Annotated in this window: 20 protein-coding genes and 1 tRNA gene; 16 read left to right on the forward strand and 5 right to left on the reverse strand. The window is 49.3% G+C overall.

Features of this window, described 5'->3' with window-relative positions; genetic code table 11:
• Positions 1-6 precede the first annotated feature (6 nt).
• Positions 7-1,824 (reverse strand): ABC-F family ATP-binding cassette domain-containing protein, encoded by a 1,818-nt coding sequence (locus NQF64_RS02580; protein WP_266106362.1) that lies wholly within the window; start codon positions 1,822-1,824, stop codon positions 7-9.
• A 133-nt stretch (positions 1,825-1,957) separates the two neighbouring features.
• Between NQF64_RS02580 and cydD the strand changes: the two genes are divergently transcribed.
• From cydD to recQ, 4 genes are all read left to right on the forward strand, one after another.
• On the forward strand, positions 1,958-3,655 hold the full coding sequence (gene cydD, locus NQF64_RS02585) for a thiol reductant ABC exporter subunit CydD (protein WP_266106363.1): 1,698 nt from the start codon (positions 1,958-1,960) through the stop codon (positions 3,653-3,655).
• Positions 3,652-5,292 (forward strand): thiol reductant ABC exporter subunit CydC, encoded by a 1,641-nt coding sequence (gene cydC / locus NQF64_RS02590; RefSeq protein WP_266106364.1) that lies wholly within the window; start codon positions 3,652-3,654, stop codon positions 5,290-5,292. Before cydD ends, cydC begins: the two co-directional genes overlap by 4 nt.
• 61 nt (positions 5,293-5,353) lie before the next feature.
• Positions 5,354-5,770, forward strand: coding sequence for an OmpA family protein (locus NQF64_RS02595; protein ID WP_266106365.1), 417 nt, complete (start codon positions 5,354-5,356; stop codon positions 5,768-5,770).
• A 53-nt stretch (positions 5,771-5,823) separates the two neighbouring features.
• Positions 5,824-7,647 (forward strand): DNA helicase RecQ, encoded by a 1,824-nt coding sequence (gene recQ / locus NQF64_RS02600; protein WP_099027399.1) that lies wholly within the window; start codon positions 5,824-5,826, stop codon positions 7,645-7,647.
• A gap of 20 nt (positions 7,648-7,667) precedes the next feature.
• Here recQ and NQF64_RS02605 read toward each other — a convergent pair whose 3' ends face one another.
• A complete protein-coding gene (locus NQF64_RS02605) occupies positions 7,668-8,153 on the reverse strand; it encodes a copper chaperone PCu(A)C (RefSeq protein ID WP_099027340.1) in 486 nt (161 codons plus the stop codon).
• A gap of 164 nt (positions 8,154-8,317) precedes the next feature.
• On the opposite strand from NQF64_RS02605, the gene nrdR reads away from it, so the two are divergent.
• From nrdR to thiL, 3 genes are read left to right on the forward strand one after another with little or no spacing between them, the layout of a single operon-like run.
• Entirely contained in the window at positions 8,318-8,794 is a 477-nt protein-coding gene (nrdR, locus tag NQF64_RS02610) for a transcriptional regulator NrdR (protein ID WP_266106584.1), read from the forward strand.
• Positions 8,791-9,273, forward strand: coding sequence for a transcription antitermination factor NusB (nusB, locus tag NQF64_RS02615; protein ID WP_266106366.1), 483 nt, complete (start codon positions 8,791-8,793; stop codon positions 9,271-9,273). The genes nrdR and nusB overlap by 4 nt, the downstream gene beginning before the upstream one ends.
• An 11-nt stretch (positions 9,274-9,284) precedes the next feature.
• Positions 9,285-10,229, forward strand: a complete 945-nt coding sequence (gene thiL / locus NQF64_RS02620) for a thiamine-phosphate kinase (protein WP_266106367.1) — start codon at positions 9,285-9,287, stop codon at positions 10,227-10,229.
• Positions 10,230-10,244: 15 nt separating this feature from the next.
• Here thiL and NQF64_RS02625 read toward each other — a convergent pair whose 3' ends face one another.
• The gene (locus NQF64_RS02625) at positions 10,245-11,423 is read right to left on the reverse strand and encodes a GNAT family protein (protein WP_099027338.1); all 1,179 of its coding nucleotides are present in this window, start codon (positions 11,421-11,423) and stop codon (positions 10,245-10,247) included.
• A gap of 61 nt (positions 11,424-11,484) precedes the next feature.
• Between NQF64_RS02625 and NQF64_RS02630 the strand changes: the two genes are divergently transcribed.
• The 7 genes from NQF64_RS02630 to NQF64_RS02660 all read left to right on the forward strand — a co-directional run bounded on the left by NQF64_RS02630 (position 11,485) and on the right by NQF64_RS02660 (position 19,548).
• Positions 11,485-12,288, forward strand: a complete 804-nt coding sequence (locus NQF64_RS02630; protein ID WP_099027337.1) for an SDR family NAD(P)-dependent oxidoreductase — start codon at positions 11,485-11,487, stop codon at positions 12,286-12,288.
• Between the two features lie 110 nt (positions 12,289-12,398).
• Complete coding sequence (locus NQF64_RS02635; RefSeq protein WP_099027336.1) at positions 12,399-13,382, forward strand: glucokinase; 984 nt, start codon at positions 12,399-12,401, stop codon at positions 13,380-13,382.
• 92 nt (positions 13,383-13,474) lie between these two features.
• The gene (locus NQF64_RS02640) at positions 13,475-14,089 is read left to right on the forward strand and encodes an acid phosphatase (protein ID WP_266106368.1); all 615 of its coding nucleotides are present in this window, start codon (positions 13,475-13,477) and stop codon (positions 14,087-14,089) included.
• Between the two features lie 129 nt (positions 14,090-14,218).
• Positions 14,219-15,841 carry an SEL1-like repeat protein gene (locus NQF64_RS02645; protein WP_266106369.1) on the forward strand — a complete coding sequence of 541 codons (1,623 nt, stop codon included), beginning with the start codon at positions 14,219-14,221 and terminating at the stop codon, positions 15,839-15,841.
• Positions 15,842-15,964: 123 nt separating this feature from the next.
• On the forward strand, positions 15,965-17,017 hold the full coding sequence (locus NQF64_RS02650; RefSeq protein WP_266106370.1) for a hypothetical protein: 1,053 nt from the start codon (positions 15,965-15,967) through the stop codon (positions 17,015-17,017).
• Between the two features lie 211 nt (positions 17,018-17,228).
• On the forward strand, positions 17,229-18,260 hold the full coding sequence (locus NQF64_RS02655; RefSeq protein ID WP_266106371.1) for a hypothetical protein: 1,032 nt from the start codon (positions 17,229-17,231) through the stop codon (positions 18,258-18,260).
• A gap of 229 nt (positions 18,261-18,489) precedes the next feature.
• Positions 18,490-19,548 (forward strand): hypothetical protein, encoded by a 1,059-nt coding sequence (locus tag NQF64_RS02660; protein ID WP_266106372.1) that lies wholly within the window; start codon positions 18,490-18,492, stop codon positions 19,546-19,548.
• Between the two features lie 645 nt (positions 19,549-20,193).
• Here the strand turns inward: NQF64_RS02660 and NQF64_RS02665 are convergent.
• Positions 20,194-20,267 (reverse strand) — tRNA-Cys (locus tag NQF64_RS02665).
• Positions 20,268-20,448: 181 nt separating this feature from the next.
• Here NQF64_RS02665 and NQF64_RS02670 point away from each other — a divergent pair.
• Both NQF64_RS02670 and NQF64_RS02675 read left to right on the forward strand, forming a co-directional pair.
• Positions 20,449-21,906, forward strand: a complete 1,458-nt coding sequence (locus NQF64_RS02670; protein ID WP_407651804.1) for a TolC family outer membrane protein — start codon at positions 20,449-20,451, stop codon at positions 21,904-21,906.
• 93 nt (positions 21,907-21,999) lie between these two features.
• A complete protein-coding gene (locus NQF64_RS02675) occupies positions 22,000-24,705 on the forward strand; it encodes a valine--tRNA ligase (protein WP_266106374.1) in 2,706 nt (901 codons plus the stop codon).
• 70 nt (positions 24,706-24,775) lie between these two features.
• Here the strand turns inward: NQF64_RS02675 and ilvD are convergent, their stop codons facing one another.
• Positions 24,776-26,635 carry a dihydroxy-acid dehydratase gene (ilvD, locus tag NQF64_RS02680; protein WP_266106375.1) on the reverse strand — a complete coding sequence of 620 codons (1,860 nt, stop codon included), beginning with the start codon at positions 26,633-26,635 and terminating at the stop codon, positions 24,776-24,778.

Below are 26,635 nucleotides of genomic sequence, written 5' to 3' on the forward strand. Positions count from 1 at the left end.
GGGTTGTTAGGATTCCAAACTCTCACGTTTGGCTTCTAACGCCAGCCATTGCTCCTCCGCTTCGCTGAGTTTTTTCTCAGTTTCAGCTAATATAGCCGTGATCTTCTCAAATCGTGCGGGGTCACGGCTATAAAGCTCTGGGTCAGCGAGGGCTTTGCGGCAGAGCATAGCGTCTTTCTCTAACGCCTCGATTGTGAGAGGGAGTTGGTCTAGCTCACGCTGCTCTTTATAGCTAAGTTTGTGCGTTGTCTTGTTGCTACGCGTAGGGGGAGCCTCTGCCTTCTCTTGCGATGAGGAAGTGGGAGCCGTTTTTTCCTGCCGCTCTTGTGGTGGGGTACCCTTGCGTTGGGCGAGCATATCGGAATAGCCACCAGCATATTCTATCCAACGGCCATCACCTTCCGCCACTAAGGTGGATGTCGCGAGACGGTCCAAAAAGTCACGGTCATGGCTTACGAGCAAGACAGTGCCCGTATAATCCCCGAGCATATCTTGGAGAAGGTCCAACGTTTCTAAGTCAAGGTCATTTGTTGGTTCATCAAGAACAAGCAAGTTAGACGGGCGTGCAAGGGCCGCAGCAAGGGCAAGGCGGCCTCGCTCTCCCCCGGATAAATGGCTGACAGGTGTGCGTGCTTGCTCTGGGCGAAAGAGAAAGTCCTTCATATAACCGATGACGTGACGCTTCTCCGTGCCAACCTGCACCATGTCGCCATGCCCATCGGTGAGGAAATGAGCCACCGTTTGGTCGCCTTCTAAAGCACTACGTTGTTGGTCCAGTGTGACCATCTGGATGGAGGGGCTACGGCGTATCTCGCCCTTTTGGGGCTCTAATGTGCCAATAAGAAGTTTAAGAAGGGTTGTTTTACCCGCACCATTGGCCCCGCAAACCCCTAGCCGGTCTCCTTTGCTTACTGTTAAAGTTAGGGAGTCTATGAGGGTTCGTTCCGGGTAGGACCAGCCAATATCTTCCGCAGCGATGACGATTTTACTCGTATTTTCTGCCTCACTGACTGCTAATTTGAGCGTCCCACGCTGACGGGAGGCGATATCGCGCCGCTCAGCTCGTAAGTCCGCAAGCTCTGCAACGCGCCGAACATTGCGTTTACGCCGCGCGGTGACGCCATAGCGCATCCAATCTTCTTCCCGTGCGATTTGACGGTCCAATTTATGAGCGGCGCGCTCGGCAAGTTCGATTTGCTCATCTCGCCATGATTCAAAATGAGAGAAATTAGCCTCTAAGCGTTGGGTTTTGCCTTGCTCCAACCATAAGACGGCACGGCATAATGTTTCTAAAAAGCGGCGGTCATGGCTGATGATAACCATTCCCGCTTGAGAGGCGAGGAGTTCTCGTTCTAACCAAGCAATGCAAGGGAGGTCTAAATGGTTAGTTGGCTCATCAAGGAGGAGAAGGTCAGGCTCGGAGGCCAAGGCGCGAGCAAGGGCACTACGCCGCGCTTCCCCGCCAGAGAGGGCGGAGCAACGCTCGCTACCATCCATCCCTAGTTCGCTGAGCATAGCGCGCGCTTTGTAATGAGCGGTTTCGTCTAAGCCAGAAGTGACGTAGTCAAAAACAGTCTGCCAAGCGGAGAGGTCAGGCTCTTGGGGGAGGTAATACACCTTTAACCCCGGTTGGAGAAAATGTTCCCCGCTATCTTGCTCCAGCTCCCCTGCGGCAATGCGGAGTAAGGTAGATTTACCAGAGCCATTACGCCCGACAAGGCATAGCCGCTCCCCCGGTTGGACGGAAAGCTCCGCACCATCCAGTAAAGGACGACCGCCGAGCGTGTAGCTGATATTTTGGAGATTCAAGATTGGTGCAGACATAGCTTTGATGTGCGCAAAAGAATGAAGATTTGCAACCTAAAACCGCCAAAAGGCAGAGAGAAAGATTTTCCCGATACAAAACTTATGCTTTGTTTGTTGTTCTTTTAAAGCCTTCCCTTGTATATATCGCAGCATGAAGGCAGATAAGAAGATGCTAAAAGGCTGGGTACGGCAGCAAAATCGCGCTAATCGCTCGGCCACAATGAGTCTTGCCCTAATAGGGATGCTCAATGTTGTGACCGGTATGGTCTTAATGTGGAGCCTAGCGTCCATGCTCGCTACATGGCTTGCGGGCGGCCAACATGCCACACCGTATCCTATGGTGGTGCTTTTTATCATTGCCTCTCTCGTGCGTGTCTTTTTGGGATATCTGCAAGAGACGCTTGCCCTTCATGTGGGGGAGGAGGCCCGTAAACGTTTGCGGCGCAGCATAGTAGAGCGTTTTTTTGCACAAGGTCCATCTTTATTACGCCATCAGCATAGTGCAGCTCTTGCCGCGATGGTGACGGACCGCGTGGAAGCGTTGGAGGGTTATTTCGCCCGTTGGTTGCCAGCGTCCGCTTTGTGGGTTGTAGCGCAATGGTCTGTTGTTGTGGTGGTGTTTTGGCAGAACCATCATGCTGGCTATATCTTAGGCGCATGTTGCTTATTCTTACCCGTTTTCCAAGCTGTTTTTGGGATAGCCACGGCTATAGCTTCACGGCGGCAGATTTTAGCCCTTAATCGCTTACAAGTCCGCTTTTTAGACCGTATCCGTGGGATTGCCACCATCGTTCTCTCTGGCAATGTGGTAAAGGATTCAGAAGAACTTGGCCACGCAGCAGATGAGCTACGCCAAAGAACTATGAAAGTGCTGCGTGTTGCCTTCCTAACGTCTGCCTCAACGGACCTTGCCATGATTGTGGCTTTGATAGGGATTGTGATTGACCAACATCATAGGCTGCAACAGGGGTCTTTTTCATCAATAGAGAGCATTATTTTTGCCGTTTTGATGGTACCGGAAGCTTTCGCACCATTCCGTGCTTTATCCGCAGCTTATCAAGACCGGGCACAAATTACCCATAGCGGGGAGGCTTTGCAAAAACTTCCCGCTTTACAAGCATCAATCACGCCGGAGAGAACAAACTCTGCCGCGCCAGAGCGTACAAAGGCGGGAATCGCGTTGGATGTGCGGGACGTGTCTTATCGATGGGTGGAAGACCGCCCACTTGCGTTGGACCATGTGAGTTTTCACTTAGAGCCGGGTCAGATTGCGCTTTTAACGGGGCCTTCTGGAGCGGGGAAGTCAACCCTCATAGAGGCGTTGCTTGGCTTTATTCGTCCGCTAGAAGGGCAGATTAGCCTTGGCGGTGTTGATATTCAGACCCTCCATCCTGCTGATGTAACACGTCAGATAAGTTGGATAGGGCAGAAACCCGTTCTTTTTGCAGGCTCATTGAAAGAGAATATCATGTTTGCCGCCCCTCATGCCTCGGAGGCGCAATTCCAAGCTGCGTTAGAGGCATCGGCGATTACGCATTACCTCCCCCTCTTGCCGGAAGGGGTGGAGACGCGCTTAGGGGAAGGGGGCTTCGGCCTCTCTGGTGGGCAGGCGCAGCGCATTGCGATTGCGCGCGCTTTTCTGAAAGATGCGCCGCTCCTGATCATGGATGAGCCTACAGCGCATCTCGACCCCGAGACCGAGGGTGATATTCTTACGGCTTTAAAGCCGCTATTGCAGGGTCGTACGGCAGTTATCTCCACCCATTCCCAGCAATTTCAAGGGATTGGTGAGAGGTACCATCTTCTTATGGAGCAGGGCCGGCTTACAGTGCAGGAGGGCCAGTCATGAAGCGGTTTTCCCCTTTAATCAAAGTTTGGCAGGCCCGTTGGCTGCGCTTATTCATTGGGCTGATTTTGGCTGAACTCTCCATCTGCGCTGCATTTTTATTAATGGGGCAGACAGGGTCTCGCTTGGGGTTAATCGCTACAGCGGGGGCGTTCGTCACATTTGGGCTGTTGCGCTGGGCAGGTTCGGCACGTCTCATCCTACGTTATGGAGAGCGGCTAGCGACGCATGATGCCACATTCCGCGTCTTGGCGGATATTCGTCTTTGGTTTTATCGGCGTCTAGCGCGGGGTGCGGCGGCAGGGTTGGGGTTTCGCCGTACTGGGGATTTACTCACCCGTCTCGTCTCCGATGTGCAAAGCCTCGATAGTCTTTACCTGCGGATTATTATCCCCTTAGCAACGGCGTTATTAAGCCTGCCGATTGTTATCTTTATCTGCCTGAAAGGCAGTATGCTGCTAGCGTTCAGCATTGCTATCATTTTTTGCCTGACAGCCTTTATCTTACCAGCCTTTATGGCGCGTATGTCATATCGTTGGGGGCCTGTCTTGCAGCAGGCTCAATCAGAGATGAATAATCAAGCTCTTGAGCTGGTAAGCGGTATGAAGGAGCTTCGTATTTTTGGGCAAGAGGATGCCGCGAAGGCACGTCTTTTTGCCGCAGAGGAGGCCTTTTACCAAGCCCAACGCCAACAAAGCCGTGCTATGGCGCGGACTCATACGTTGGCTTTGTTCCTGACACGTTTAGGAGTGATTTGCGCTCTAGGAGGCTGTGCAGGGTTGTTCTTCTCTAAAGAGCAAGCAGTGATAGGCATCACCGTACTCTTTGTTGTGATGACAGCTCTTGATAATATTGTGGACCTTCCGCGCGCTGGTCTTATTGCTGGGCAAGTATGCCATGCGGCAGAGCGCATTATAGAGGCGACAAAAATGCCCGTGTCTCAGCCGCCAGAAGGGAGTCGTCCTGCTCCCAAAGGGTATGACATTACAGCGCAGGCTCTTTCCTTCGGGTGGTCGGAAGGCCGTAGCACGCTCAAGAACATTAACTTCACCCTTCGCGAAGGGGAGCGAGTAGCTCTTATTGGTCCTTCCGGGGCCGGGAAGTCCAGCCTTGCTGCTTTGCTCTTAAAGGTTGTTTCGCCTCAAGAGGGGTGTCTTACCCTTGGTGGAGCTGACATTGCAGACATTAAAACCGAGATTGTGCGAGAGCGCATCGCATGGCTATCACAAGCGAGCCATTTATTTGATGATACAATCCGGGCTAATCTTCTCCTAGGGCGCGAAGCTCCATCAGATGAAGTGATATGGGCGGCGTTAGAGCAAGCGCAGATAGCTGATTTTGTACGCTCTTTACCTGATGGATTGGAGAGTTGGGTTGGTGAAAATGGCTCTCAATTATCAGGTGGGCAGGGGCGGCGTATTGCTTTGGCACGGGTGCTGCTCTCTAACGCTCCCATCTTAATTCTTGATGAACCCTGCACGGGGCTGGATATCGATACAGAGCGGGCCTTCCTTAAGACGTTGAACCAACTAGACCGCTCCCGCACTATTCTGCTAATCACACACCGTTTGACAGGTATAGAGCAGCTTGATCGCTTATGGACCCTTCAGGATGGTTTATTGACATCCCATATCCCATAAGGAACAGACTGTTAGCCTGTAATTGGGGAGGAAACTCCCATTGAATGAGAAGGACGTTCCCATGAGGAAGATTTCTGCTTTTATACGTCAGTTGGCTCCTATGGGGACGGCCTTGCTCTTGGCCGTTACTGTGCTAGCTGGCTGCGTGTCTCATCCCCCGCGGAATGACTATGTCGTCTTTTTTGACACAGAATCCGTCAAGCCGAGTGCAACGGGTGTGGCTATTATTGCTAATGCCGTAGAAGATGCTCGCAAACGGCATATTTCCCAGTTTACCGTTTCTGGTTCAGCTGGGAAAAGCGGAGATGAGGATGTGTTGAAGAAGCTCGCTGATGCACGCGCCGATAAGGTTATTGCCCTATTGGAGCAAAATGGCGTTAAACCGGCCGATATCCATAAAGGGTCTTTCGTTCCATCGCGTGTTGAAGATTCGCACGTAGCTTTCCGGCGTGTAACAATTCACTTAGGTACACGTTGATCTCTGACTATGATCACCACACGGGGGAAGTTTACACGGGTGTTGGTAACCCAATAGATAATTTCCCTCGTTATGTTGGCGAAGCGGCAGAAGATGTGTTGCATCAAGTGTTTGGCTTTGCAACATTTCGTGGTTTACAAGAAGAAGCCGTCCGCGCTGTTATGAATCATGAGGACGTTTTGGTCCTCATGCCCACAGGTGGGGGGAAAAGCCTGTGTTATCAGGTGCCGGCTTTATGCCGGGATGGTGTGGGGTTAATCATTTCCCCCTTAATCGCCTTGATGGAAGATCAAGTCGCGGGGTTACGACAGCTTGGCGTTAGAGCAGCGGCTCTCCACTCTGAAATGGAGTATCAGGATCAGCTGACAGTCCAAGAGGATCTAACCTGTGATCAGTTGGATCTTCTCTATATCTCCCCAGAGCGGCTTTTAACGTCCTATACTCTTAATTTGCTTAAACGCTGTCATTTATCACTTATAGCGATTGACGAAGCGCATTGTGTCTCGGCGTGGGGGCATGATTTTCGTCCCGAATATCGTGAACTAGCACATCTTAAGCAATTTTTTCCTAATGTGCCTCGCATTGCTTTAACAGCAACGGCGGATCCACGAACGCGTCGTGATATTTTGACTGCTCTAGATATGCCCCATGCTCATATTTTTATGGGGAGTTTTCATAGAGAGAATCTTTTTCTTCAAGCTCAACCCAAAATTGCTGAGATGCAGCAGGTATTAACCGCCTTAAGCCGGCATATGGGGCAGGGGGCGGCTATTATTTATTGCGGTAGTCGTAAAAAGACAGAGATCATAGCGCGACAACTTCGAGAGAAAGGTTACACGGCCTTTGCTTTTCATGCAGGAATGTCTCCTGCGGATAAAAAAGAAGTGTTATTTCGCTTTCGCTCTGGCGAGCCGATGGTGATTGCGGCGACTATCGCTTTTGGTATGGGCATTGACCGTCCTGATGTTCGTACCGTTATCCATCTGGAAATGCCCACATCGCCAGAGGGTTATTATCAACAAATTGGTCGCGCTGGTCGTGATGGAGAACTATCACACACCTTATTGCTTTATAGTGGAGAAGGGGTGGCACGGGCGCGTTATTGGTTGGAAGAATCTCAGGCACCAGAAAGTGAAAAACGTGCCATGCAAGGACGATTAGAAAGTATGATATCCCTAACTGAAACAACGGGATGTCGTACACAGGCTGTCTTAGCGTGTTTTGGCGAAAGTTTGCATGAACCTTGCGGGCATTGTGATAACTGCCTTACGCCGCCCTCTACCTTTGATGCGACAGAAGCTGCTCAAAAAGTTTTATCTACTGTCTATCGGACAGGAGAACGCTTTGGTGTTGTCCAACTTATTGCTGTTTTAAAAGGGAAAATGACTGAAGCTGTAGAACGACACGCTTTGCAGCATTTATCTGTTTTTGGCATCGGGAAGGACAAAAACGATATATGGTGGCGCATGGTCATACGCCAACTAATCGCTCGTGGTGCATTAGGTATGGTCGGAGAGCATGGCGGATTGAGTTTAAGACGTGATACTGCGCGTCCTATTTTGCGCGGTGATATCCCTGTTACATTAAGAGAAGATAGTTCTCTTAATGCGATAACAACTACGACTAAGAAAATAGACCCAACGGCAGATTTATCAGAGGAAGAACAACGCTATTTCTTAGCTCTCAAAATGTGGAGAAGGGAGGAATCTTACCAGCAAGCCATTCCTCCTTACCATATTTTCCGAGACATAACGCTAAGAGAGATTATTCGGGCACGACCAGCGAGTAAGCAAGCTTTAGGTGAGGTGCGGGGAGTTGGTCAAAGTAAGATTGATCGTTATGGGGATGCTGTTCTGGCCATTTTGAATGATCAATAGCGGTAAAGAAGAATGGCCTTTTAGGGGCCAACATTTTTCTCTTCCACAATTGGTTGCATTTTAAAAGCTGCCGTCACGTTTCCAACATTCTGAAAATGGAAGGTGAAGTCCAAGGACTGCCCAGGTTGATAGGGGACTTTTAATCCATGGCAGATGAGATGATATTCACTTGTGGGGAAAACAAGCGTACTTTCATGCGGGATAGCCATGTGCTGGAACATATCATCCATATCGTTAGGTGATTGAATGGCCACTTGGCTGTTGCGGTTTGAGGTCACTGTCTCACAGCCGGGAGAAGAAATGCCACGCAAAAGCAGATCTATTTTACTATGATTGGTCAGGGTGAATGTCCCAAAAGCAAAAGGGGCTTCCTTATAACGCGTATGTAAGGCAGTATCAGTCACTGTAATATCTTTAGCAGAGGGGAGAGTGATATTGGCTGCTACAGCTAATCTCGACCCAAAGATCATAAATAAGGCAGTTACAACAAAAGATATTTTCTTCATACTTCTCGCCTTCTAATGCCTACAGCATGAGTGAAAAAGAGTCCGAGGATTAAAAGAAAAAAGACCCTTTTATATTCCTCAATGCCATTGTTTTCGATAAACTGCGCAGGATGTTCGGTCAAGCAATCAAGCGTGGCCCTGCTGTTTTGTTCGTGGAATATGTTATGCACTGCCCTTTTTGTGGACATCAGGAAACACAAGTGAAGGATAGTCGCTCCACAGAGGATGGTGCGGCTATTCGCCGTCGCCGTGTCTGTTGTGCATGTATCCAACGCTTTACAACAATTGAGCGTGTCCAACTGCGTGAACTGACTGTTATTAAAACTGATGGGCGTCGTATTCCTTTTGATCGAGATAAACTTGCTCGCTCTATACGTATTGCTTTGCGCAAGCGTCCTATCGATGACGTGCAGCAAGAGCATTTGCTCAACAAATTAGTACGTCAGCTAGAGGCTTCTGGAGATCAAGAAATACCATCACAGCGCATTGGTGAATTTGCTATGGAAGCCCTTCGTCATCTTGATGGTGTGGCTTATGTTCGTTTTGCCAGTGTATATAAGGACTTTCGAGAAATTGAGGCGTTTTCGAAAATTCTTGCCGATATGAATATGCCCTCCAATCCGTCTGAGGAAAACTCATGACCAACGAATCCGGCACTTCCTCTCGCAAACGTAGCCGTACCATAGCCCGTATGGCCGCGACGCAGGCCCTGTATCAATGTGAACAAACTGGCAATAATGCGGAGAGCGTTCTTGCAGAGTTTCTGCGCTATCGGCAGGGGGCCCCACAGAGCAGTTTTGAGGATGGGCACATTCCTGATGCTGATCTCCCTTTATTGGAGGAAATTGTCCTTCAGGCTGTAGCAAAGCAAGATTCTATTGATGCTGCTCTGGTGAGGTTATTACCTGAGAGCTGGCCTTTAGCGCGGCTGGACCCCGTCCTCCGTGCCTTGTTACGGGCCGCCCTTGGTGAGTTGATGGCTGATTTGCCCGTGCAAATTGCTATTAATGAATATCTTGATGTTGCTCATGGCTTCTTTAACGGAGATGAGCCGAAGATGGTCAATGGCATTTTAGATAAATTCGCGCGTCAAAAAGTTGAAGGTAACAGCGCGACATAGAGGCAAAATCTATGGGTGAGTTCGATTTCATAGCACGGCATTTTCGCCCCTTAGCGGGAGCTGGTGCCATGGAGCTGCGTAATGATGGCGCTGTGATGAACCTCCCCGCGGGGGAGGAACTTGTCCTCTCTAGCGATACGATGGTCGAAGGGCTGCATTTTCTCCCCGATGACCCCGCCAAGACTATCGCGCAGAAGCTTTTGCGCTGCAATCTCTCTGATCTTGCGGCTATGGGAAGTCGCCCACGTGGTTATATGTTGAATGTTAGTGTTCCTCCTAACCGTCACTATGATGAATCATGGTTTACAGATTTTGCCGCAGGGCTCGCCGAGGATCAAAAGAAGTTCGAATTTCATCTCTTAGGGGGCGATACAACGGGCAGTCCCTCACCTTTAGTTTTAGGGGTTACGATTTTGGGGAGTGTACGCCAGGGTGAAGCTCTTCGACGAGATGGTAGTCATGAAGGGGATGGCGTTTGGGTTACAGGAAGTCTCGGTCGGGCGGCTCTTGGATTACAAGCACGCTTAGGGCAATTAAAAGATGAAGATGGCTCATTAACCCTAGCCTATCGTGTTCCGACACCACGAATTGGCCTTTCCCTTTATGGGATTGTTAGTGCTGCTATGGATATATCAGATGGGTTAATCCAAGATTGTGGACATCTTGCTGAAGAATCAGGCGTTGCCATTACATTATATGAAGATAAAGTGCCGCTATCTCCGGCGGTGCGACAGCATTTAAGCCATCATAAAGAACGCATCTTACTTGGTGGTGATGATTATGAGTTGCTTGTTACCTGCCCCCCAGAAAAGGAAGCCGCCCTTCAAGCACATTGTGCTACTCATGCTGTCCCTATTACAAGGATAGGTGAAGTATCAAAAGGAGCAGGGGTTAGAATGTTAAATCATGCAGGAAAGCCCCTGCATTTCTCACGCATAGGCTGGCAACATTTTTAGAAATAGCCTTAGTATTTAAGTTAAAATTTCTCTCTCGTAGAGACGATGCCTCTTATGTGGATGAGGAACGAGCGATTCGGCAAGATTCCTCATGCCGACGTCGCTTTCTAAAACCCATCCTAATTCAACCCATTTATAGGGTAGATTATGCCCTCGTCGCATAAGTTCTACAATTGCGAGAGAAGGAAGTAGGGACCCTAACATCGTGCCCCGCAGTTTACTCGTCACGCCAAGCAAAATGACACGCGCAGACCGAAATTTATGTGTGGCTAGGCGATAACCTAAGCGCATCCATCCCAAAGGACTTGGCGCGCCTCCTAGATCACCAGCAATATCGTAAAGATTGGGAAGTACCATGGCCATGGCAACAGGTTCGCCCTTTTGGTCGATTTGCACATAATGCTCGGGACGAAGCAGCGGTTTGATCTGCTCAATCATGGCCGTCATTTCGTAATCTTGCATCGGCACAAAATTATATTTATGCGACCACGCATCGTTATAGAGTTTCCGTAGAACTTCACCCTGGGTGGTGATTTCTTTTTTGGAAAGATCACGGGTTGTGATGCTGCTTAAACGGCCTTCGCCAAGCTTCAAATTGCCGGGAACTTTAAACCGCTCTTCTGTATCGTCAGTAAGCTCGAGTCGGTAACTGAGAAGGTCTTGTGCCTTTTTATATCCAGCTTGACGAATGAGCTCATCTAAACCTTCAGGGTGCCAGGGAATCGCAATCATAGGGGCAGAACATTGCCCATCTACCATGGTGCCGGTCTCCGCATTTCCACTAAGGGTTACAGGGCCGCGTACCTTGGAAATCTGCCGTTTTCTCAACCATTCTTCAGCTTTCTGTAGAAGGGCTGAAACGATGGAAAACTCAGGCAATGCGTCTAAAGCACCAAATTGACCAATAACTTCCTGCCAATGTTCGATGGCTTTGAGATCAACAATTGCGGCGATTCGTCCAACTGGCTTGCCATCACGCCATGCAAGGAAGTATTGAATCTCAGCATGCCGAAAAACAGGAGATTCCTTTGGGCTAAGCAAATGCCTCTGTTCCATATCTAATGGGGGGACAAAGCCAGCCATCCCTTTATAGATATGGCGCGGAAGTGTGATAAAACGACGTAAATCTCCCCGTGTTATAACGGGACGAACATCGATCTCAGCAGATTGAGGATTTGACGCTTCACATTGCATAGCAATGGCTATACGCGTACATGACCTTTCCCGCTAGAGGGTAAAAAATGAAAGGGCCACCATGTCCAGACCAGAAAACAAGACACTGACAGTACGACATCATATCCTTATTACGGGAGCATCCAGCGGTATTGGGGCAGCTCTCGCCGCTTATTATGCCCGTTCTGGCGTATGTCTGACATTATGGGGACGCAATGAGGAGCGTCTCGAAAATACGGCGTCCATCGCACGTGCTAAGGGGGCGAATGTCGAAACGCTTTGCATCGATCTTACTGAGGCCGATGCGGCACTTGCAGCTTTAATCGCAGCTGATGATAAGCGTCCGATTGATATTTTAATTCTCTCTGCAGGAATGGCCGATATTCGTCCGCATAATGCTCTTGCCGAATCTGCTGAGACCGCACTTAAAATGTCTATGGTTAATTTTGCTACACCTGTTGCTATGGCGACAGAGATGGCAAATCGCATGGCACAACGGCGGCATGGTCGTATTGCCCTTATGGGGTCAGTTGCATCTTTTCATGATCTTCCTTTGGCAACGGTTTATAGCGGTTCTAAAGCGGGAATCGGACGTTTCAGCACGGCATTACGTGCGGCAATGGATCCTTATAATGTGCGTATTTGCCTTATCGCACCGGGTTTTATTGATACACCTATGAGCCAGCGGCTTGATGGGGAGCAGGCTTTCCTTGTCCCTGTTGATAAAGCTGCACGTAAAATTGCACGGAGCATCAATGCTGGTAAGGCTGTCTTGGTATTCCCATGGGTATTTCAGCTTACGCGCCTTCTGGAAATGCTCCTTCCGCGGCCTATTGCACATAGAATTTTAAGGCGCCTTGATGTGATGCAACATCCCGAAGGTTAAGGGCCTCACAGCGTAGTTATAGGGTGGATGGATCACATACGCTTGCAGCTCTGAAAATAGCGTGGGAAAAGGGGAGGAATATGCCTCGTTGCGGAGTAAAGGACAAATCCATGAAAGAAATCGTTGCTGTTGATATTGGCGGAACTCACGCCCGTTTTGCTATCGCGCAGATCAAAGGGGGAAAAGTTGTTTCTCTTGGCGAGGCGACGACTTTGAAATGTGCAGAACATGCTTCATTAGCTTTAGCATGGGAGGCGTTTGAGCGATCCTTGGGTCGTCCGGCACCGCGTGAGGCAGGCATTGCTGTAGCGTGTCCTATCACAGGTGATATCCTAAAAATGACGAATAACCCTTGGATTATTCGTCCCGCTCAATTAGGTGCCCGCCTTAAGTTAGATGATTTCATTTTGGTAAATGATTTCGGTGCCATCGGTCATGCTGTAGCGCAGGTAGGGCCGGAATTTATGAATCATCTTTGTGGACCTAATACAGACCTACCTCATACCGGTACGATTACAATCTTAGGCCCTGGTACTGGGTTAGGTGTGGCGATTCTTCTTCGCAAGGAAGACAAATATCACGTCATTGAGACAGAGGGGGGACATATGGATTTCTCTCCTCTAGATGCTATTGATGACCATATTTTGTGCGCTTTAAGGGCGCGCTTCCGCCGTGTGTCTGTTGAGAGGATCGTATCTGGTCCAGGACTGACAAATCTTTATGAAGTTATCGCTGAGTTACAGGACCGGCCGATTACAATTAAGGATAACCGTGCGTTATGGACAACAGCCATGGAGGGAAGCGATAATTTGGCTGCTGCAGCGTTAGAGCGGTTTTTCCTTAGCTTAGGGGCTGTTGCTGGCGATCTAGCTTTATCTCATGGCGCACACGCCGTTGTGGTTGCTGGGGGGCTTGGGCAAAGATTAGCGAATATTATGCCTCATTCTGGTTTTGCAGAACGTTTCCTCGCGAAAGGACGTTTTGAAACCATGATGAGTGAAATGCCAGTTAAGATTATCACACATCCTCAACCTGGTCTTTATGGGGCTGCTGCTGCTTATGCGAGCAAACTTGCCTTTGCTGCACATCCTTAATTAAGGGCGTTGCTATGGGGGGGGCTCCGTGATGAGGAGACTCCCCCTTATTATTGAAGGGCGTATTGTAAGTGCGATTATCTCCCTTACTCATGATGCTATTTGCTGCAATGGCTGGCTATGCTGGTTTTATAACAGGGCACCATCACTTACCCCATAAATCGTCTCTTCTTCCACCACCGCCTGCTTTTGGCTCACCTGAAGCCGAAACTGATAAACAAATTTACATAACAACCCAGCGCTTGGTTGGTTCCCCTCGATGGCAACAAGCTGTCGAAGATGCAAAACTAAATGATGAGGAAACTGTTCAGGCTTTTGTGAATGTTGAACAACTTCATCTCTCCCCGGTGGAAAAAGAAGCCCTCATACAGCGATTGAGAGCTGTGCAGGCTATGGCACGTCACGCTATGGGGGGAGAGAAATATATATGGCAACGCCGCCGCCCCTTTATAGATTATGGCGGACAAAGTTGCGTTATTGATATTCAACGCTTTCTTACAAGTTGGTCCTATCCCTCGGGCCATACGGTACGTGCCTACGCGCTAGCTTTGACTTTATCGAAATTATACCCCGAACATCGATCTGCCTTCCTAGCAAAAGCCCATCAATTTGCAGAAAGTCGCGTGATTTGTGGGATGCACTGGGCGTCCGATATTAAGGCAGGTGAAGCATTTGCAACTCGATTGATGGAGACTGTTGCCCCGTAGCTAGGCGTATGCGTGCACTGGGCATAAAAGCTAGATTTTATTCAGTTTAGAGGCTCCTTTGCAGTGTCATCCTTGTTATGAGGGACTGCGAATAAAGTTACCCAATGTTGCTATACAATTCGGGGTTTGGTGAGAGGATTGCTTCTTAATAATCCCTTCTCTATTTCAGTGATTCAGTATAATTATAATGTCAATAATGGATTCATATGGAGCTTAATATTGAGAAAGAGCGTAATTGGTTTATTTATTCTCTCAAGTTTCTTACCCCTAAAAGCATATGGATCTCCTAAAGTTAAAAAAGATAATGTGCAGTATAATTCGGGGAGGTCCTATGAAAGCGACCGAGGAATACCGCAGGATTATAAGAAAGTATTTGAACGGGAGCAAAAAGCAGCGGAGCAAGGAGATGCTAAGGCTCAGTATAATTTGGGAGTTTCTTACGAAAACGGTGAAGGGGTTCCGCAGGATTATAAGAAAGCCATTGAATGGTACCAGAAAGCAGCGGAGCAAGGAGATGTTAAGGCTCAGTATAATATGGGAATTTCTTACAAAAACGGCGAAGGAGTTCCGCAGGATTATAAGAAAGCTGTTGAGTGTTTCCAAAAGGCAGCGGAACAAGGGTTGGCTGAAGCTCAGTATAATTTGGGAATTTCTTACAAAAACGGCGAAGGAGTTCCGCAGGATTATAAGAAAGCCATTGAATGGTACCAGAAAGCAGCAGAGCAAGGGTTGGCTGACGCTCAGTATAATTTAGGAATTTCTTATGATAACGGCGAAGGAGTTCCGCAGGATTATAAGAAAGCCATTGAATGGTACCAGAAAGCAGCAGAGCAAGGGTTGGCTGACGCTCAGTATAATTTAGGAATTTCTTACGAAAACGGCGAAGGAGTTCCGCAAGATTATAAGAAAGCATTTGAATGGTTGCAAAAAGCAGCGAAGCAAGGGTTGGCTGAAGCTCAGTATAATTTGGGGATTTTTTATAATCACGGCCGAGGCGTGCCACAGAATTATGAGAAAGCTGCTGAGTGGTACCAGAAAGCAGCGGAGCAAGGGTTTGCTCTTGCTCAGTTTAATCTAGGAGTTGTCTACGATATTGGTCGAGGGGTTCCGCAGGATTATAAGAAAGCCATTGAATGGTACCAGAAAGCAGCGGAGCAAGGAGATGTTAACGCTCAGTATAATATGGGAATTTCTTACAAAAACGGCGAAGGAGTTCCGCAGAATTATAAGAAAGCTGTTGAGTGGCTCCAAAAGGCAGCGGAACAAGGGTTGGCTGACGCTCAGTATAATTTAGGGATCCTTTATTATGATGGCCGAGGAGTTCCGCAGGATTATAAGAAAGCTGTTGAGTGTTTCCAAAAGGCAGCAGAGCAAGGGTTGGCTGACGCTCAGTATAATTTAGGAATTTCTTACGAAAACGGCGAAGGAGTTCCGCAGGATTATAAGAAAGCCATTGAATGGTACCAGAAAGCAGCAGAGCAAGGGTTGGCTGACGCTCAGTATAATTTAGGAATTTCTTACGAAAACGGCGAAGGAGTTCCGCAGGATTATAAGAAAGCAGCGGAGTGGTATCAAAAAGCTGCTGACCAAGGGTCTGCCTCAGCTCAGTATAGGTTAGGACTTTTCTATGCTATTGGCCGAGGAGTTCCAAGGGATTATACGAAAGCTATTGGATGGTTCCAAAAAGCAGCGGAGCAAGGGTTTGCTCAAGCAAAATCTATACTAAAAGAATTCTCAAAAAGTCAGCCTTAAATACATTATATAGGTGCTGCCCCGTAAGGTGTGGAATTAGCGCATCGGTCATGTCGAGTGTGGGCCCGTTTCTTCATGCCTTTTTGATGTTGTAGCATAATTTCGTTGTAGGGGGGTGAAGACATGTTACGGTTGGGGGTTGTGATGCGGGGATTTGTTGCGGGTATTTTGGGTTTTGCGGCGTTTGTTTTTGTGCCTGGTTTGGGTGTTTGTGCTGATGGGATACCGCCTATAGAGGAGGGGTTGAAGATGGTTGCGGCGCAGCAGCAATATGCGTTGCAACGGATGGGTTTAAGTGCGGCGTTAGCGCGGCAGGCTTTGTGGGGGGCGAAGTATAAGCCTGAGTCTATGTGCGCGCAGCATGTGAGTTTGCTGTTGAGCGGGTATGATGCGTTGCATCCTGAGTTCCCTGATGATGTGCCTCCGGATAAGGATAGGCAGGAGCGTATTCGCTTAGCGAATTCTGGGTCATGGCGATTTGTTTACGATATTGAGCAGGTGCATATTTGCAGCAAGGCCTTTTTGGATAAGACGCCTGCGAAGCCTGTTTATAACCCGGAGGATGATCCTGCGCAGATATTATTAAAGTGGTTTAAGCAGGACCGTCAGGGTGTGATTGATGAAATGTTACGCATGGGGGTTGAACGAGAGGTTGCGGAGGGTGCGGCTATAGTCGTGACCTCTCAGAAAGGGGGATATAAGAGATGCGTTGATAATATTTATAGCTTATGGGCGCATCGTACACCGGGTATAGATGTGGATTCTCAGTTGGTGCGGGAGGTCAATGCGCGTAATCCGGGAACAGCGGAGAATGATTGTGATGTTGGGGTAATGTATGAGGACCCGAATGCGGAAGACCCTTATGCGCCATCGATTGAGCGGTTGCAGAAGGCTTTTCGGGAGGATCGGAAAGGGACGATTAAGAAGCTTGTGAAGGTTGGCGTTTTGAGGGGATGGGCGCGCGAGGCGGCAGATTTAGTTCTTTCCCGGATGGGGCGTTATTGGCGTTGTGCGGTTATTGTAGGGGGGTTGTTGGATAATATGGGGTATGAGTGGGGAGATATTACCCATCATGTAGATGCGATAAATGATGATTCTTATAATATAGGTAGTGGCATGGGGGATAGGATTTGCGATGTGGATAATATGAATCATGACCCGCGGGAAGGATGGTAGAGCAAGGGGTTAGGTTGCTCCGTTGTGAGGTGGTTTTTGGCCGAGGTTGCTGCGGATGCAATCTATGGTTGTGTGCCATTTGCCTTCCGCTATTTCTGTTGAGACTTCATGTTGGATGGCGATGGGTAGCCATAGGCCATCCCAAGGGGCTTTGCTGATAAGCTGATGGCTTTGGTTGGTGAGACTGTCCGGTTGATTAGAGGTGAGGTTAATGCGGGGATTTGTTGCGGGGATTTTGAGTTTTGTGGCGTTTGTTTTGATGCCGGGTTTGGGTGTTTGTGCTGATGGGATACCGCCTATAGAGGAGGGGTTGAAGATGGTTGCGGCGCAGCAGCAATATGCGTTGCAGCGGATGGGCTTGAGTGCATCGTTAGCGCGGCAGGCTTTGTGGGGGGCGAAGTATAAGCCTGAGTCTATGTGCGCGCAGCATGTGAGTTTGCTGTTGAGCGGGTATGATGCGTTGCATCCTGAGTTCCCTGATGATGGGCCGCCGGATAAGGATAGGCGGGAGCGTATTCGCCTAGCGAATTCTGGGTCATGGCGATTTGTTTACGATATTGAACAGGTGCATATTTGTAGCAAGGCTTTTTTGGATAAAACGCCTGCGAGGCCTGCTTATAACCCGGGGAATGATCCTGTTCAGATTATGGCGCGGCGTTTTCAACAAGACCGGCAGGGGACGATTGATGAGATGGTGCAGGCTGGTGTGGAGAAGAATGTTGCGGAGAGTGCGGCTGTGCTTGTCACTTCTCAGCGAGGGATGTATGCGGGGTGCGCGGTTGTCGCAGTTGATATGTATCGTCGGATACCCGGTATGCCAATAAGCCGAGAGGATGCTAGGGCAATGAATATGCGGAATCCTGATACGGCGGAAACGGCTTGTGATATTAACTGGATGTATAGGGACCCGAATGCGGTTGACCCTTATGCGCCATCGATTGAGCGGTTGCAGAAGGCTTTTCGGGAGGACCGGAAAGGGACGATTAAGAAGCTTGTGAAGGTTGGCGTTAGGCGTGTATGGGCAGAGAATGCAGCGGATTTGGTGTTGGCGCAGAAGGGACGTTATCGCCGTTGTGCGGTTATTGTAGGAGGGTTGTTGGATAATATGGGGTATGAATGGGGAGATATTACCCATCATGTAGATGCGATAAATGAAGGTTATTATAGTATAGGGAGTATCGTTGGTGATGGGGTTTGTGATGTGGATAATGTGAATCATGACCCGCGGGAGGGGCTATGGTAAGTCGGTCAGTTCTATCTATCGGTGGGTTAGATTGCTCTAATTCTAGGATGGTTTTTGGCCGAGATTGGTGCGGATGCACTCTATGGTTGTGTGCCATTTGCCTTCCGCTATTTCTGTTGAGACTTCATGTTGGATGGCGATGGGTAGCCATAGGCCATCCCAAGGGGCTTTGCTGATAAGCTGATGGCTTTGGTTGGTGAGACTGTCCGGTTGATTAGAGGTGAGGTTAATGCGGGGATTTGTTGCGGGTATTTTGTGTTTTGTGGCGTTTGTTTTGATGCCTGGTTTGGGTGTTTGTGCTGATGGGATACCGCCTATAGAGGAGGGGTTGAAGATGGTTGCGGCGCAGCAGCAATATGCGTTGCAACGGATGGGCTTGAGTGCGGCGTTAGCGCGGCAGGCTTTGTGGGGGGCGAAGTATAAGCCTGAGTCTATGTGCGCGCAGCATGTGAGTTTGCTGTTGAGCGGGTATGATGCGTTGCATCCTGAGTTCCCTGATGATGGGCCGCCGGATAAGGATAGGCAGGAGCGTATTCGCCTAGCGAATTCTGGGTCATGGCGATTTGTTTACGATATTGAGCAGGTGCATATTTGTAGTAAGGCCTTTTTGGATAAGACGCCTGCGAAGCCTGTTTATAACCCGGAGGATGATCCTGTTCAGAGAATGGTACGGCATTTTCAGCAAGACCGACAGGGTGTAATTAATGAGATGGTAGAAGGGGGAATTGATAGGTCGGTTGCGGAGAATGCGGCTATTCTCGTGAGCTCACAGAAAGGGAGATATAAAGAGTGCGCTCAAGAGTTAGAGAATATTATCTATCGTAGGATGCCCGGTATGCCAATAGGCCGAGAGGATGCGCGCGAGATGAATACTCCTGATCCTAATACAGCGGAAAGAGATTGTGACATTGGGCGGATGTACCAAGACCCGAATGCGGAAGACCCTTATGCGCCATCGATTGAGCGGTTATTGAAGGCTTTTCGGGAGGACCGGAAAGGGACGATTAAGAGGTTGAAGAAAGTGGGTGTCCGATGGGATCATGCTGAGGATGCGGCAGATTTGGTGTTGGCACAGAAGGGGCGTTATTGGCGTTGCGCGGTTATTGTAGGGGGGTTGTTGGATAATATGGGGTATGAATGGGGAGATATTACCCATCATGTAGATGCGATAAATAAGGGGTATTATACCATTGGGGGCTATCCTAATGGTGGTGGTGGTAGTGGTGTTGGTGATGGGGTTTGTGATGTGGATAATATGAACCAAAATCCCCAAGAGGGGTTATGGTGAGGGAGGCGTGTTTAAGCTTATGAAGCATTAGGGTATTTCCTATCGAAGGGACGGTTTTTGGCCGAGGTTGGTGCGGATGCAATCTATGGTTGTGTGCCATTTGCCTTCTTGCATTTCTGTTGAAACTTCATGTTGGATGGCGATGGGTAGCCATAGGCCATCCCAAGGGGCTTTGCTAATAAGTTGGTGACTTTGGTTGGTGAGGCTGTTCGGTTGGCTTTGTGAAGGGAGCCAGTTTGCAGGAGCGTATTTGCTATCTAGGGTGAATGGCTGCCAGAGCGATGTCTGGGCGGAGGAGTGATCCTTCTGATGTGGTCACGATAGACCTAGCCTTAGTCTGATCTTGTAGGCGTCTGGATACGTTCCGAACGAGAGGGTTTCCTCTTTCTCGCCTAATTTGTATTTTACTTGCCATAATTTAAACCTGTTGGGTTGAGTCAACATACATATATAGGCCTTGAGAGTTGGCAATTTTGTGCTGCCGATTGTGTGGCTTTGCCCGCGTTTATTGCGCGTCTGTCAGCGTGTTATCCCCAAAATCGTAGGATATACCGGCTCTCATGGGAACCAGCCGGGATAGTTATCATCCTCTGAATGGATGCTTTTCAAGGGGTTTGGCGTAATAGAACCATGGGAATGGTTCATTGGAGGTCTGGGCGGGAATCGAACCCACATACGCGGATTTGCAGTCCGATGCATAGCCATTCTGCCACCAGACCTCAGCTGCGCCCCCTTCTATTAAAGATTATGCTTCGAGGGTCAATAGGGAAAAAACATTCAAGAAATTTTTTACTTATTCTTTGCCTTATTCTGCCTTATACTCTCCCGGATGCTTTTTTATGATTGATGGGCTTTTGATAGATCGCTGCTATGAAGTTTTCCCTTTCCCCACTCCTGATAATAAAACGCTCTGTTCATTTTGGGCTGGGGCTTGTTGTGGTTGCGGGACTAGAGGGAGGCCATGTTTCAGCCCAAACGATTACAGGTGCAGGAAACTCAGAGTTCATCCCTCGTACGCTCAAAGAAGCGCTTTCTATGGCGTATCTTACAAATCCGCAGTTACGCGAGGCAAGAGCTCAATTGCGTGCTGTGGATGAACAGATGTCAACGGCTATGGCAGGGTGGCGCCCAACCATCACTGGCAGTGCAGGGCTAACCTATTATAAAGGAAGTAGTCGTTATAGCCAGTCAACGCAGTTGCTGGGGCGCGATGTAAAAATTCCCAATATACAGCGCTATAGCAATGGTGGGTATAATGCCAATGTCTCCATTACCCAGCCGATTTATCAAGGCGGAAAAACGGTGGCTGGCATTCATATGGCAAAAAACCAAATTTTTGCCCAGCGTGCTCGTCTCATCGCGACAGAGCAGCAAGTTTTATATGATGCCATGGAGGCCTTTGTAAGACTTGTTGGCAATAAACAACTTTTACAAGTGAGCATTAATAACGAGCGCTCCCTACAACAACAGCTTGATGCAACAAATAGGCGATTCCGTCTCGGTGAATTAAGCCGTACTGATGTAGCTCAAGCCCAGGGGGCATTGGCGACGGCTACGGCGGAGCGTCAACAAGCTGAAGGTACATTCCAAGCTGCACAAGCGAGTTATCTACAGACAATTGGCGTGCCTGCTCCTCCGGATCTTGTGCCTCCACAACCTTTAGTTTTGCCCGTGCGAACGGAGAAAGAAGCCGTAGAAGAGGCCGTGCGTAATAACCCTAATGTCATCGCTGCATTATTTAATGAGGCTCAGCAGAAGGATAATATTTCCGTCCAAATGGCTGCTATTCTTCCAAAGATAACAGCGGGACTGGGGTATCAACGCTCGCGAGATCAAGGGGCGGATGATTCTCTGCAAGATAATAAATTCGCTTCATTAAATTTGCAGGTACCCATTTATCAGGGGGGAAGTGAATATTCGGCGGTACGTCAGGCACGGCAAACAGCTATTGCGGCGCGGCATGAGGTGGATGTACAGCGACGTCTAGCTTTGCAGCAAACATCATCTAGTTGGCAATATTACGTAGCAACACAAGAAACATTGCAAAGTAATAAGATTGCGGTTTCATCCAATTTGGCGGCTCTTGCTGGGGTGGAGCGTCAGGCTTTGGTAGGAACAGCAACGACTTTATCCGTCCTGCAACAACAACAATCCTTGTTGCAAGCGCAACGTGCATTAATTCAAAACGCAGCCGCCTTAGTAACATCTTCATACGATATTGCCCGCTCTATGGGGCGTCTTACCGCTATTGATCTGAAATTAGATGTCCCACTTTATGATGAGAAAGCTTATTACAATGCTGTAAAAACCCGCCTATGGGGCATTGGCGATTATAAAACGAATATTCCAGGACGATAAAAGGGGTTTTTCTCAGGGCGGCCTATCGGCAAGCCTCACGGTCGATGATATGAAGGTCTTATCAATGAAGACCATGTATTAAGATGTGAGCGCATGCCTAAACAGACCTCCCACACACCCTTAGCCGCCTCTGAGTTAGAGAAGGCCTTCACCCCGGCTGATTACGAAAATACGCTTTATAAGCAATGGGAAGAGTCTGGTATTTTTGAGGCTCATCCTGAGGATAAGGGCACAGCCTATTCTATCATGTTCCCACCGCCGAATGTGACGGGGACACTCCATCTCGGTCATGCCCTGACCTTTACCTTGCAGGATATTCTTATTCGTTGGCAGCGAGGGAAAGGGGCGAATGTTTTATGGCAACCCGGCACAGACCATGCCGGCATCGCCACCCAAATGGTGGTTGAGCGTGCGTTGGATAAAGAGGGCATAAACCGTAAAGAGCTGGGCCGCCCGCGCTTCATTGAGCGCGTCTGGGAGTGGAAGAATGAATATGGCGGCACGATTATCAAGCAATTACGCAGGTTAGGGGCCTCTGCTGATTGGACGCGTGAACGCTTTACGATGGATGAAGGCCTCTCACGCGCGGTGCGTAAGGTCTTTGTCCAGCTTCATAAAGAGGGGCTTATTTATCGGGACCGCCGTTTGGTGAATTGGGACCCGGTATTTCGTTCTGCGATTTCTGATTTAGAGGTGGATAATAAAGAAACTAAAGGCTCTATGTGGTATATCCGCTACCCGTTAGAGAGCGGAGCGCATATCACCATCGCCACGACCCGGCCAGAAACTATGCTGGGTGATGTTGCCGTAGCGGTGAATCCAGAAGATGAGCGTTACCAAGCCTTTATCGGGCAGAAGGTTATATTGCCTCTAACGGGGCGTTCTATCCCCATTGTAGCGGATGAACATTCCGACCCAGAAAAGGGAACAGGGGCTGTTAAGATTACTCCTGCTCATGATTTTAATGATTTTGAGGTCGGTAAGCGGCATAATCTCCCTGCTCCAACTATCCTTGATGAAGGGGCTTGCATTTGGTTGGATGAGGTGCGTGGAGAGTTCACTCAGCATGACGGCATTAGCGATTTAGAGTTTGTTCATTCCCTAGAAGGGCTACACCGTGATGAAGCGCGTAAAAAGATTATCGCGCGGCTTGAGGCGATGGAATGGCTGGAGAAAATCGAGCCGCATACTCTACAGGTCCCGACTGCGGAGCGTGGGGGGGCTGTTGTAGAGCCACGTCTGACACTGCAATGGTATTGCGATGCGCCCAAACTCGCTCAACCTGCCGTTGATGCGGTTAAAAACGGGGCTATGAGCTTTGAGCCACGCCAGTGGGAGAACACCTTCTTTGCGTGGATGAGAGAGCTTCAACCATGGTGTATTAGCCGTCAATTATGGTGGGGGCACCAAATCCCCGCATGGTATGGCTCCGATGGTAAAACTTATGTGGCAGAGAGCGCGGAAGAAGCCCAACAACAAGCGGGCCCTTCTGTAACTTTAACACAGGATGAGGATGTACTCGATACATGGTTCAGCTCAGCCTTATGGCCGTTTACGACCTTGGGATGGCCGGATAAGACAGAGGCATTAGAGTTTTATTATCCGACCAGCACATTGGTCACAGGGTTTGACATTATCTTCTTCTGGGTATCGCGGATGATGATGATGGGCCTTCACTTTATGGGGAAGGTGCCCTTCCAGAAGATTCTTATTCATGGGCTGGTGCGGGATGAAAAGGGGCAAAAAATGTCCAAGTCCCGCGGCAATGGGATCGATCCGCTGGATTTGATTGCTGAATATGGGGCCGATGCGACACGTCTGGCTATTGCGGCTGGGGCCGGGTTGGGGCGTGATATTAAGCTTGGGCGTGGCAAAGTGGAGGAGCATCGTGCTTTCATCACCAAGTTGTGGAATGCCTCACGCTTTTTGCAGATGAATGGTGTGAAGCCCCACTCAGAGTTTAATCCAGCTAAGGTGGAATCAACATTAGCGCGTTGGATTGTGGAGGAAGCGCGCAAGGCTGTTGTGCAAGCTGATGCCGCGCTGGAAGCATCACGCTTTGATGATTATACGCGCTGCTGTTATCAGTTCGTCTGGAACATCTTTTGTGATTGGTTTGTCGAGTTTTCCAAACCTGTTTTCCGTAGCGGTGGGGCAGAGGCGGAGGAGTTAAAAGCGGCTGCTGCTTATGTTCTGGGTGTCATCTTACAGATGATGCACCCCGTTATTCCTTTTGTCACAGCAACCTTATGGCAGAAATTGGGGTATCATGGGGCCTCCATTGTGGGGCACTGGCCGACTATTCCAGAGAGGAAAGAGGCTCACGCTGCCGCGGATGAAGTGAATTGGGTGGTTCGTCTCATTAGTGAGGTGCGAACCGTGCGGGCAGAGATGAACGTGCCGCCTTCACAAAAGGCACCACTTCTTTTGCGTGATGCTTCGGCTCAGACAATCGAGCGTGCCCAGAGCTGGAAAGCGGCGATTGATCAAATGGCGCGTGCGTCTGAAGTGACAGTTCTTACCAATGAGCCGCCGAAAATGGCCGCGCAAATCATCTTAGATGAGGCAACCATTTTCATGCCGCTTGAAGGTGTGATCGACCTCGAAGCTGAAAAGACGCGCTTGAATAAGGAAATTGCCCGTCTTGAAAGCGAGATTGGGAAGGTTGAAAAGAAGCTCTCTAACGAGAACTTTGTCGCGCGTGCTAAAGCGGAAGTTGTGCAAGAGAACCGGGAGCGGTTGGAAACCTTCCTGCATGAGTTGAAGAAACAAAAAACCGCTTTAAGCCGGATTAGCTAGGCGTTGCATCATGCTGAATCAAAAAGCCTGCCCTTTTGGAGGCAGGCTTTTTTATGGGGAATCTTAACGCTTAGACGGAGCGTTTTTTGATAATAATCTGAGATAGGTCGCGCACAGCCCCATGTGCTGCGCTGGTCGTCATGGCGGCATAAGCTTTTAGAGCAGTGGACACAATACGCTCACGCTGCGGTTGCCAGCCTGCGGCCCCTTTGGCGTCCATAGCTGCACGCCGCGCTTCAATCTCCGTTGCGGCAACGTCCAAATGTAAGACGCGTTTGGGAATATCAATGACGATGGCATCGTCTTCCTCAACAAGGCCGATTAAGCCACCCTCTGCGGCTTCTGGTGACATATGTCCAACAGAGAGGCCAGAGCTCCCCCCAGAGAAGCGGCCATCAGTAATGAGGGCACAGGCTTCTCCCAACCCCATAGATTTCAAGTAGCTGGTTGGATAAAGCATTTCCTGCATGCCCGGTCCACCTTTGGGGCCTTCATAACGGATGACAACAACATCGCCGGGGATAATCTGCTTACCCAAAATGGCTGTGACGGCGGCATCTTGGCTATCAAACACTCGAGCGCGCCCTTTGAATGTCAGGATATTCTCAGCAACGCCCGCTGTTTTTACGATAGCTCCATCCGTTGCTAAATTACCATAAAGGACAGCTAACCCACCATCTTGGGAGAAAGCATGATCCTTATCCCGCAATACACCAGCCTGACGGTCTGTATCCAATGTTTTATATTGGCTTTTTTGGGAGAAGGCCTCAACAGTTCTCACACCACCCGGTGCGGCTTTAAAGAAGACTGTTGATTTCTCCTTACCATGGGCAATATCCCATTCTGCAAGGGCTTCTTTCAAGCTGGGCGTATGAACAGTAGCCGCACTCGTATCAATCAAACCAGCACGGTCTAACTCCCCAAGGATGGCTGGAATCCCCCCAGCGCGGTGGACATCTTCCATATGAACATTCGGTACAGAAGGCGAAACTTTGCAGAGATGTGGCACTTTGCGGGAGAGAGCATCAATATCGCTCATCTTAAAATCAACGCCTGCCTCGTGTGCGGCGGCGAGGAGATGCAGCACGGTGTTGGTGGAGCCTCCCATGGCGATATCTAACGTCATAGCATTGGTAAAGGCTGCTTTTGTCGCAATCCCACGGGGGAGCGCGCGCTCATCTTCTTGCTCATACCAACGGCGGGCAAGCTCAACGCTCAAACGGCCAGCTTCAAGAAAGAGGTTTTTCCGCTCACTATGCGTTGCCAGAAGGGACCCATTGCCCGGCAGAGACAGCCCTAAAGCCTCCGTCAAGCAGTTCATAGAATTAGCGGTGAACATCCCAGAGCAAGACCCACATGTTGGGCAGGCCGACCGCTCCACTTGGGCGGAAACATCATCACTAACGCGCTCATCTGCTGCGGCTACCATTGAGGTTACAAGGTCCACTGCGCGCTCAATGCCGTTCATATCCGCTTTGCCAGCTTCCATAGGGCCACCAGAGACAAAAACGGTCGGGATATTCAGCCGAAGTGAGGCCATTAACATGCCCGGCGTAATTTTATCACAATTACTGATGCAGACTAACGCATCGGCACAATGGGCATTGACCATATATTCCACAGAATCAGCAATCAATTCCCGAGAGGGGAGGGAATAGAGCATCCCGCCATGACCCATTGCAATGCCATCATCCACGGCGATTGTATTAAACTCTTTAGCAACCCCGCCGGCTTCTTCCACCGCAGATGCGACTAATGACCCCATATTTTTGAGGTGAACATGACCGGGAACAAATTGGGTAAAGGAATTAGCAATGGCGATAATGGGTTTATTAAAATCATCATCCTTCATACCGGTTGCACGCCATAGAGCGCGAGCTCCCGCCATATTGCGGCCGTGAGTACTAGTATGAGAACGATAGGCGGGCAT

The sequence above is a fragment of the Bombella saccharophila genome (assembly GCF_026385475.1).
In the GTDB taxonomy this organism is placed as follows: domain Bacteria; phylum Pseudomonadota; class Alphaproteobacteria; order Acetobacterales; family Acetobacteraceae; genus Bombella; species Bombella saccharophila.

Excerpts from the sequence above, each read along its gene's own strand:
- thiL (WP_266106367.1), top strand. The coding sequence starts at position 9,285 with ATGGGTGAGTTCGATTTCATAGCACGGCATTTTCGCCCCTTAGCGGGA.
- ilvD (WP_266106375.1), bottom strand. The coding sequence starts at position 26,635 with ATGCCCGCCTATCGTTCTCATACTAGTACTCACGGCCGCAATATGGCG.
- nusB (WP_266106366.1), top strand. The coding sequence starts at position 8,791 with ATGACCAACGAATCCGGCACTTCCTCTCGCAAACGTAGCCGTACCATA.
- NQF64_RS02655 (WP_266106371.1), top strand. The coding sequence starts at position 17,229 with ATGCGGGGATTTGTTGCGGGGATTTTGAGTTTTGTGGCGTTTGTTTTG.
- NQF64_RS02640 (WP_266106368.1), top strand. The coding sequence starts at position 13,475 with ATGATGCTATTTGCTGCAATGGCTGGCTATGCTGGTTTTATAACAGGG.
- NQF64_RS02635 (WP_099027336.1), top strand. The coding sequence starts at position 12,399 with ATGAAAGAAATCGTTGCTGTTGATATTGGCGGAACTCACGCCCGTTTT.
- cydC (WP_266106364.1), top strand. The coding sequence starts at position 3,652 with ATGAAGCGGTTTTCCCCTTTAATCAAAGTTTGGCAGGCCCGTTGGCTG.
- NQF64_RS02605 (WP_099027340.1), bottom strand. The coding sequence starts at position 8,153 with ATGAAGAAAATATCTTTTGTTGTAACTGCCTTATTTATGATCTTTGGG.
- NQF64_RS02675 (WP_266106374.1), top strand. The coding sequence starts at position 22,000 with ATGCCTAAACAGACCTCCCACACACCCTTAGCCGCCTCTGAGTTAGAG.
- NQF64_RS02650 (WP_266106370.1), top strand. The coding sequence starts at position 15,965 with ATGTTACGGTTGGGGGTTGTGATGCGGGGATTTGTTGCGGGTATTTTG.
- nrdR (WP_266106584.1), top strand. The coding sequence starts at position 8,318 with ATGCACTGCCCTTTTTGTGGACATCAGGAAACACAAGTGAAGGATAGT.
- NQF64_RS02595 (WP_266106365.1), top strand. The coding sequence starts at position 5,354 with ATGAGGAAGATTTCTGCTTTTATACGTCAGTTGGCTCCTATGGGGACG.
- NQF64_RS02630 (WP_099027337.1), top strand. The coding sequence starts at position 11,485 with ATGTCCAGACCAGAAAACAAGACACTGACAGTACGACATCATATCCTT.
- NQF64_RS02625 (WP_099027338.1), bottom strand. The coding sequence starts at position 11,423 with ATGCAATGTGAAGCGTCAAATCCTCAATCTGCTGAGATCGATGTTCGT.
- NQF64_RS02660 (WP_266106372.1), top strand. The coding sequence starts at position 18,490 with ATGCGGGGATTTGTTGCGGGTATTTTGTGTTTTGTGGCGTTTGTTTTG.
- NQF64_RS02580 (WP_266106362.1), bottom strand. The coding sequence starts at position 1,824 with ATGTCTGCACCAATCTTGAATCTCCAAAATATCAGCTACACGCTCGGC.
- cydD (WP_266106363.1), top strand. The coding sequence starts at position 1,958 with ATGAAGGCAGATAAGAAGATGCTAAAAGGCTGGGTACGGCAGCAAAAT.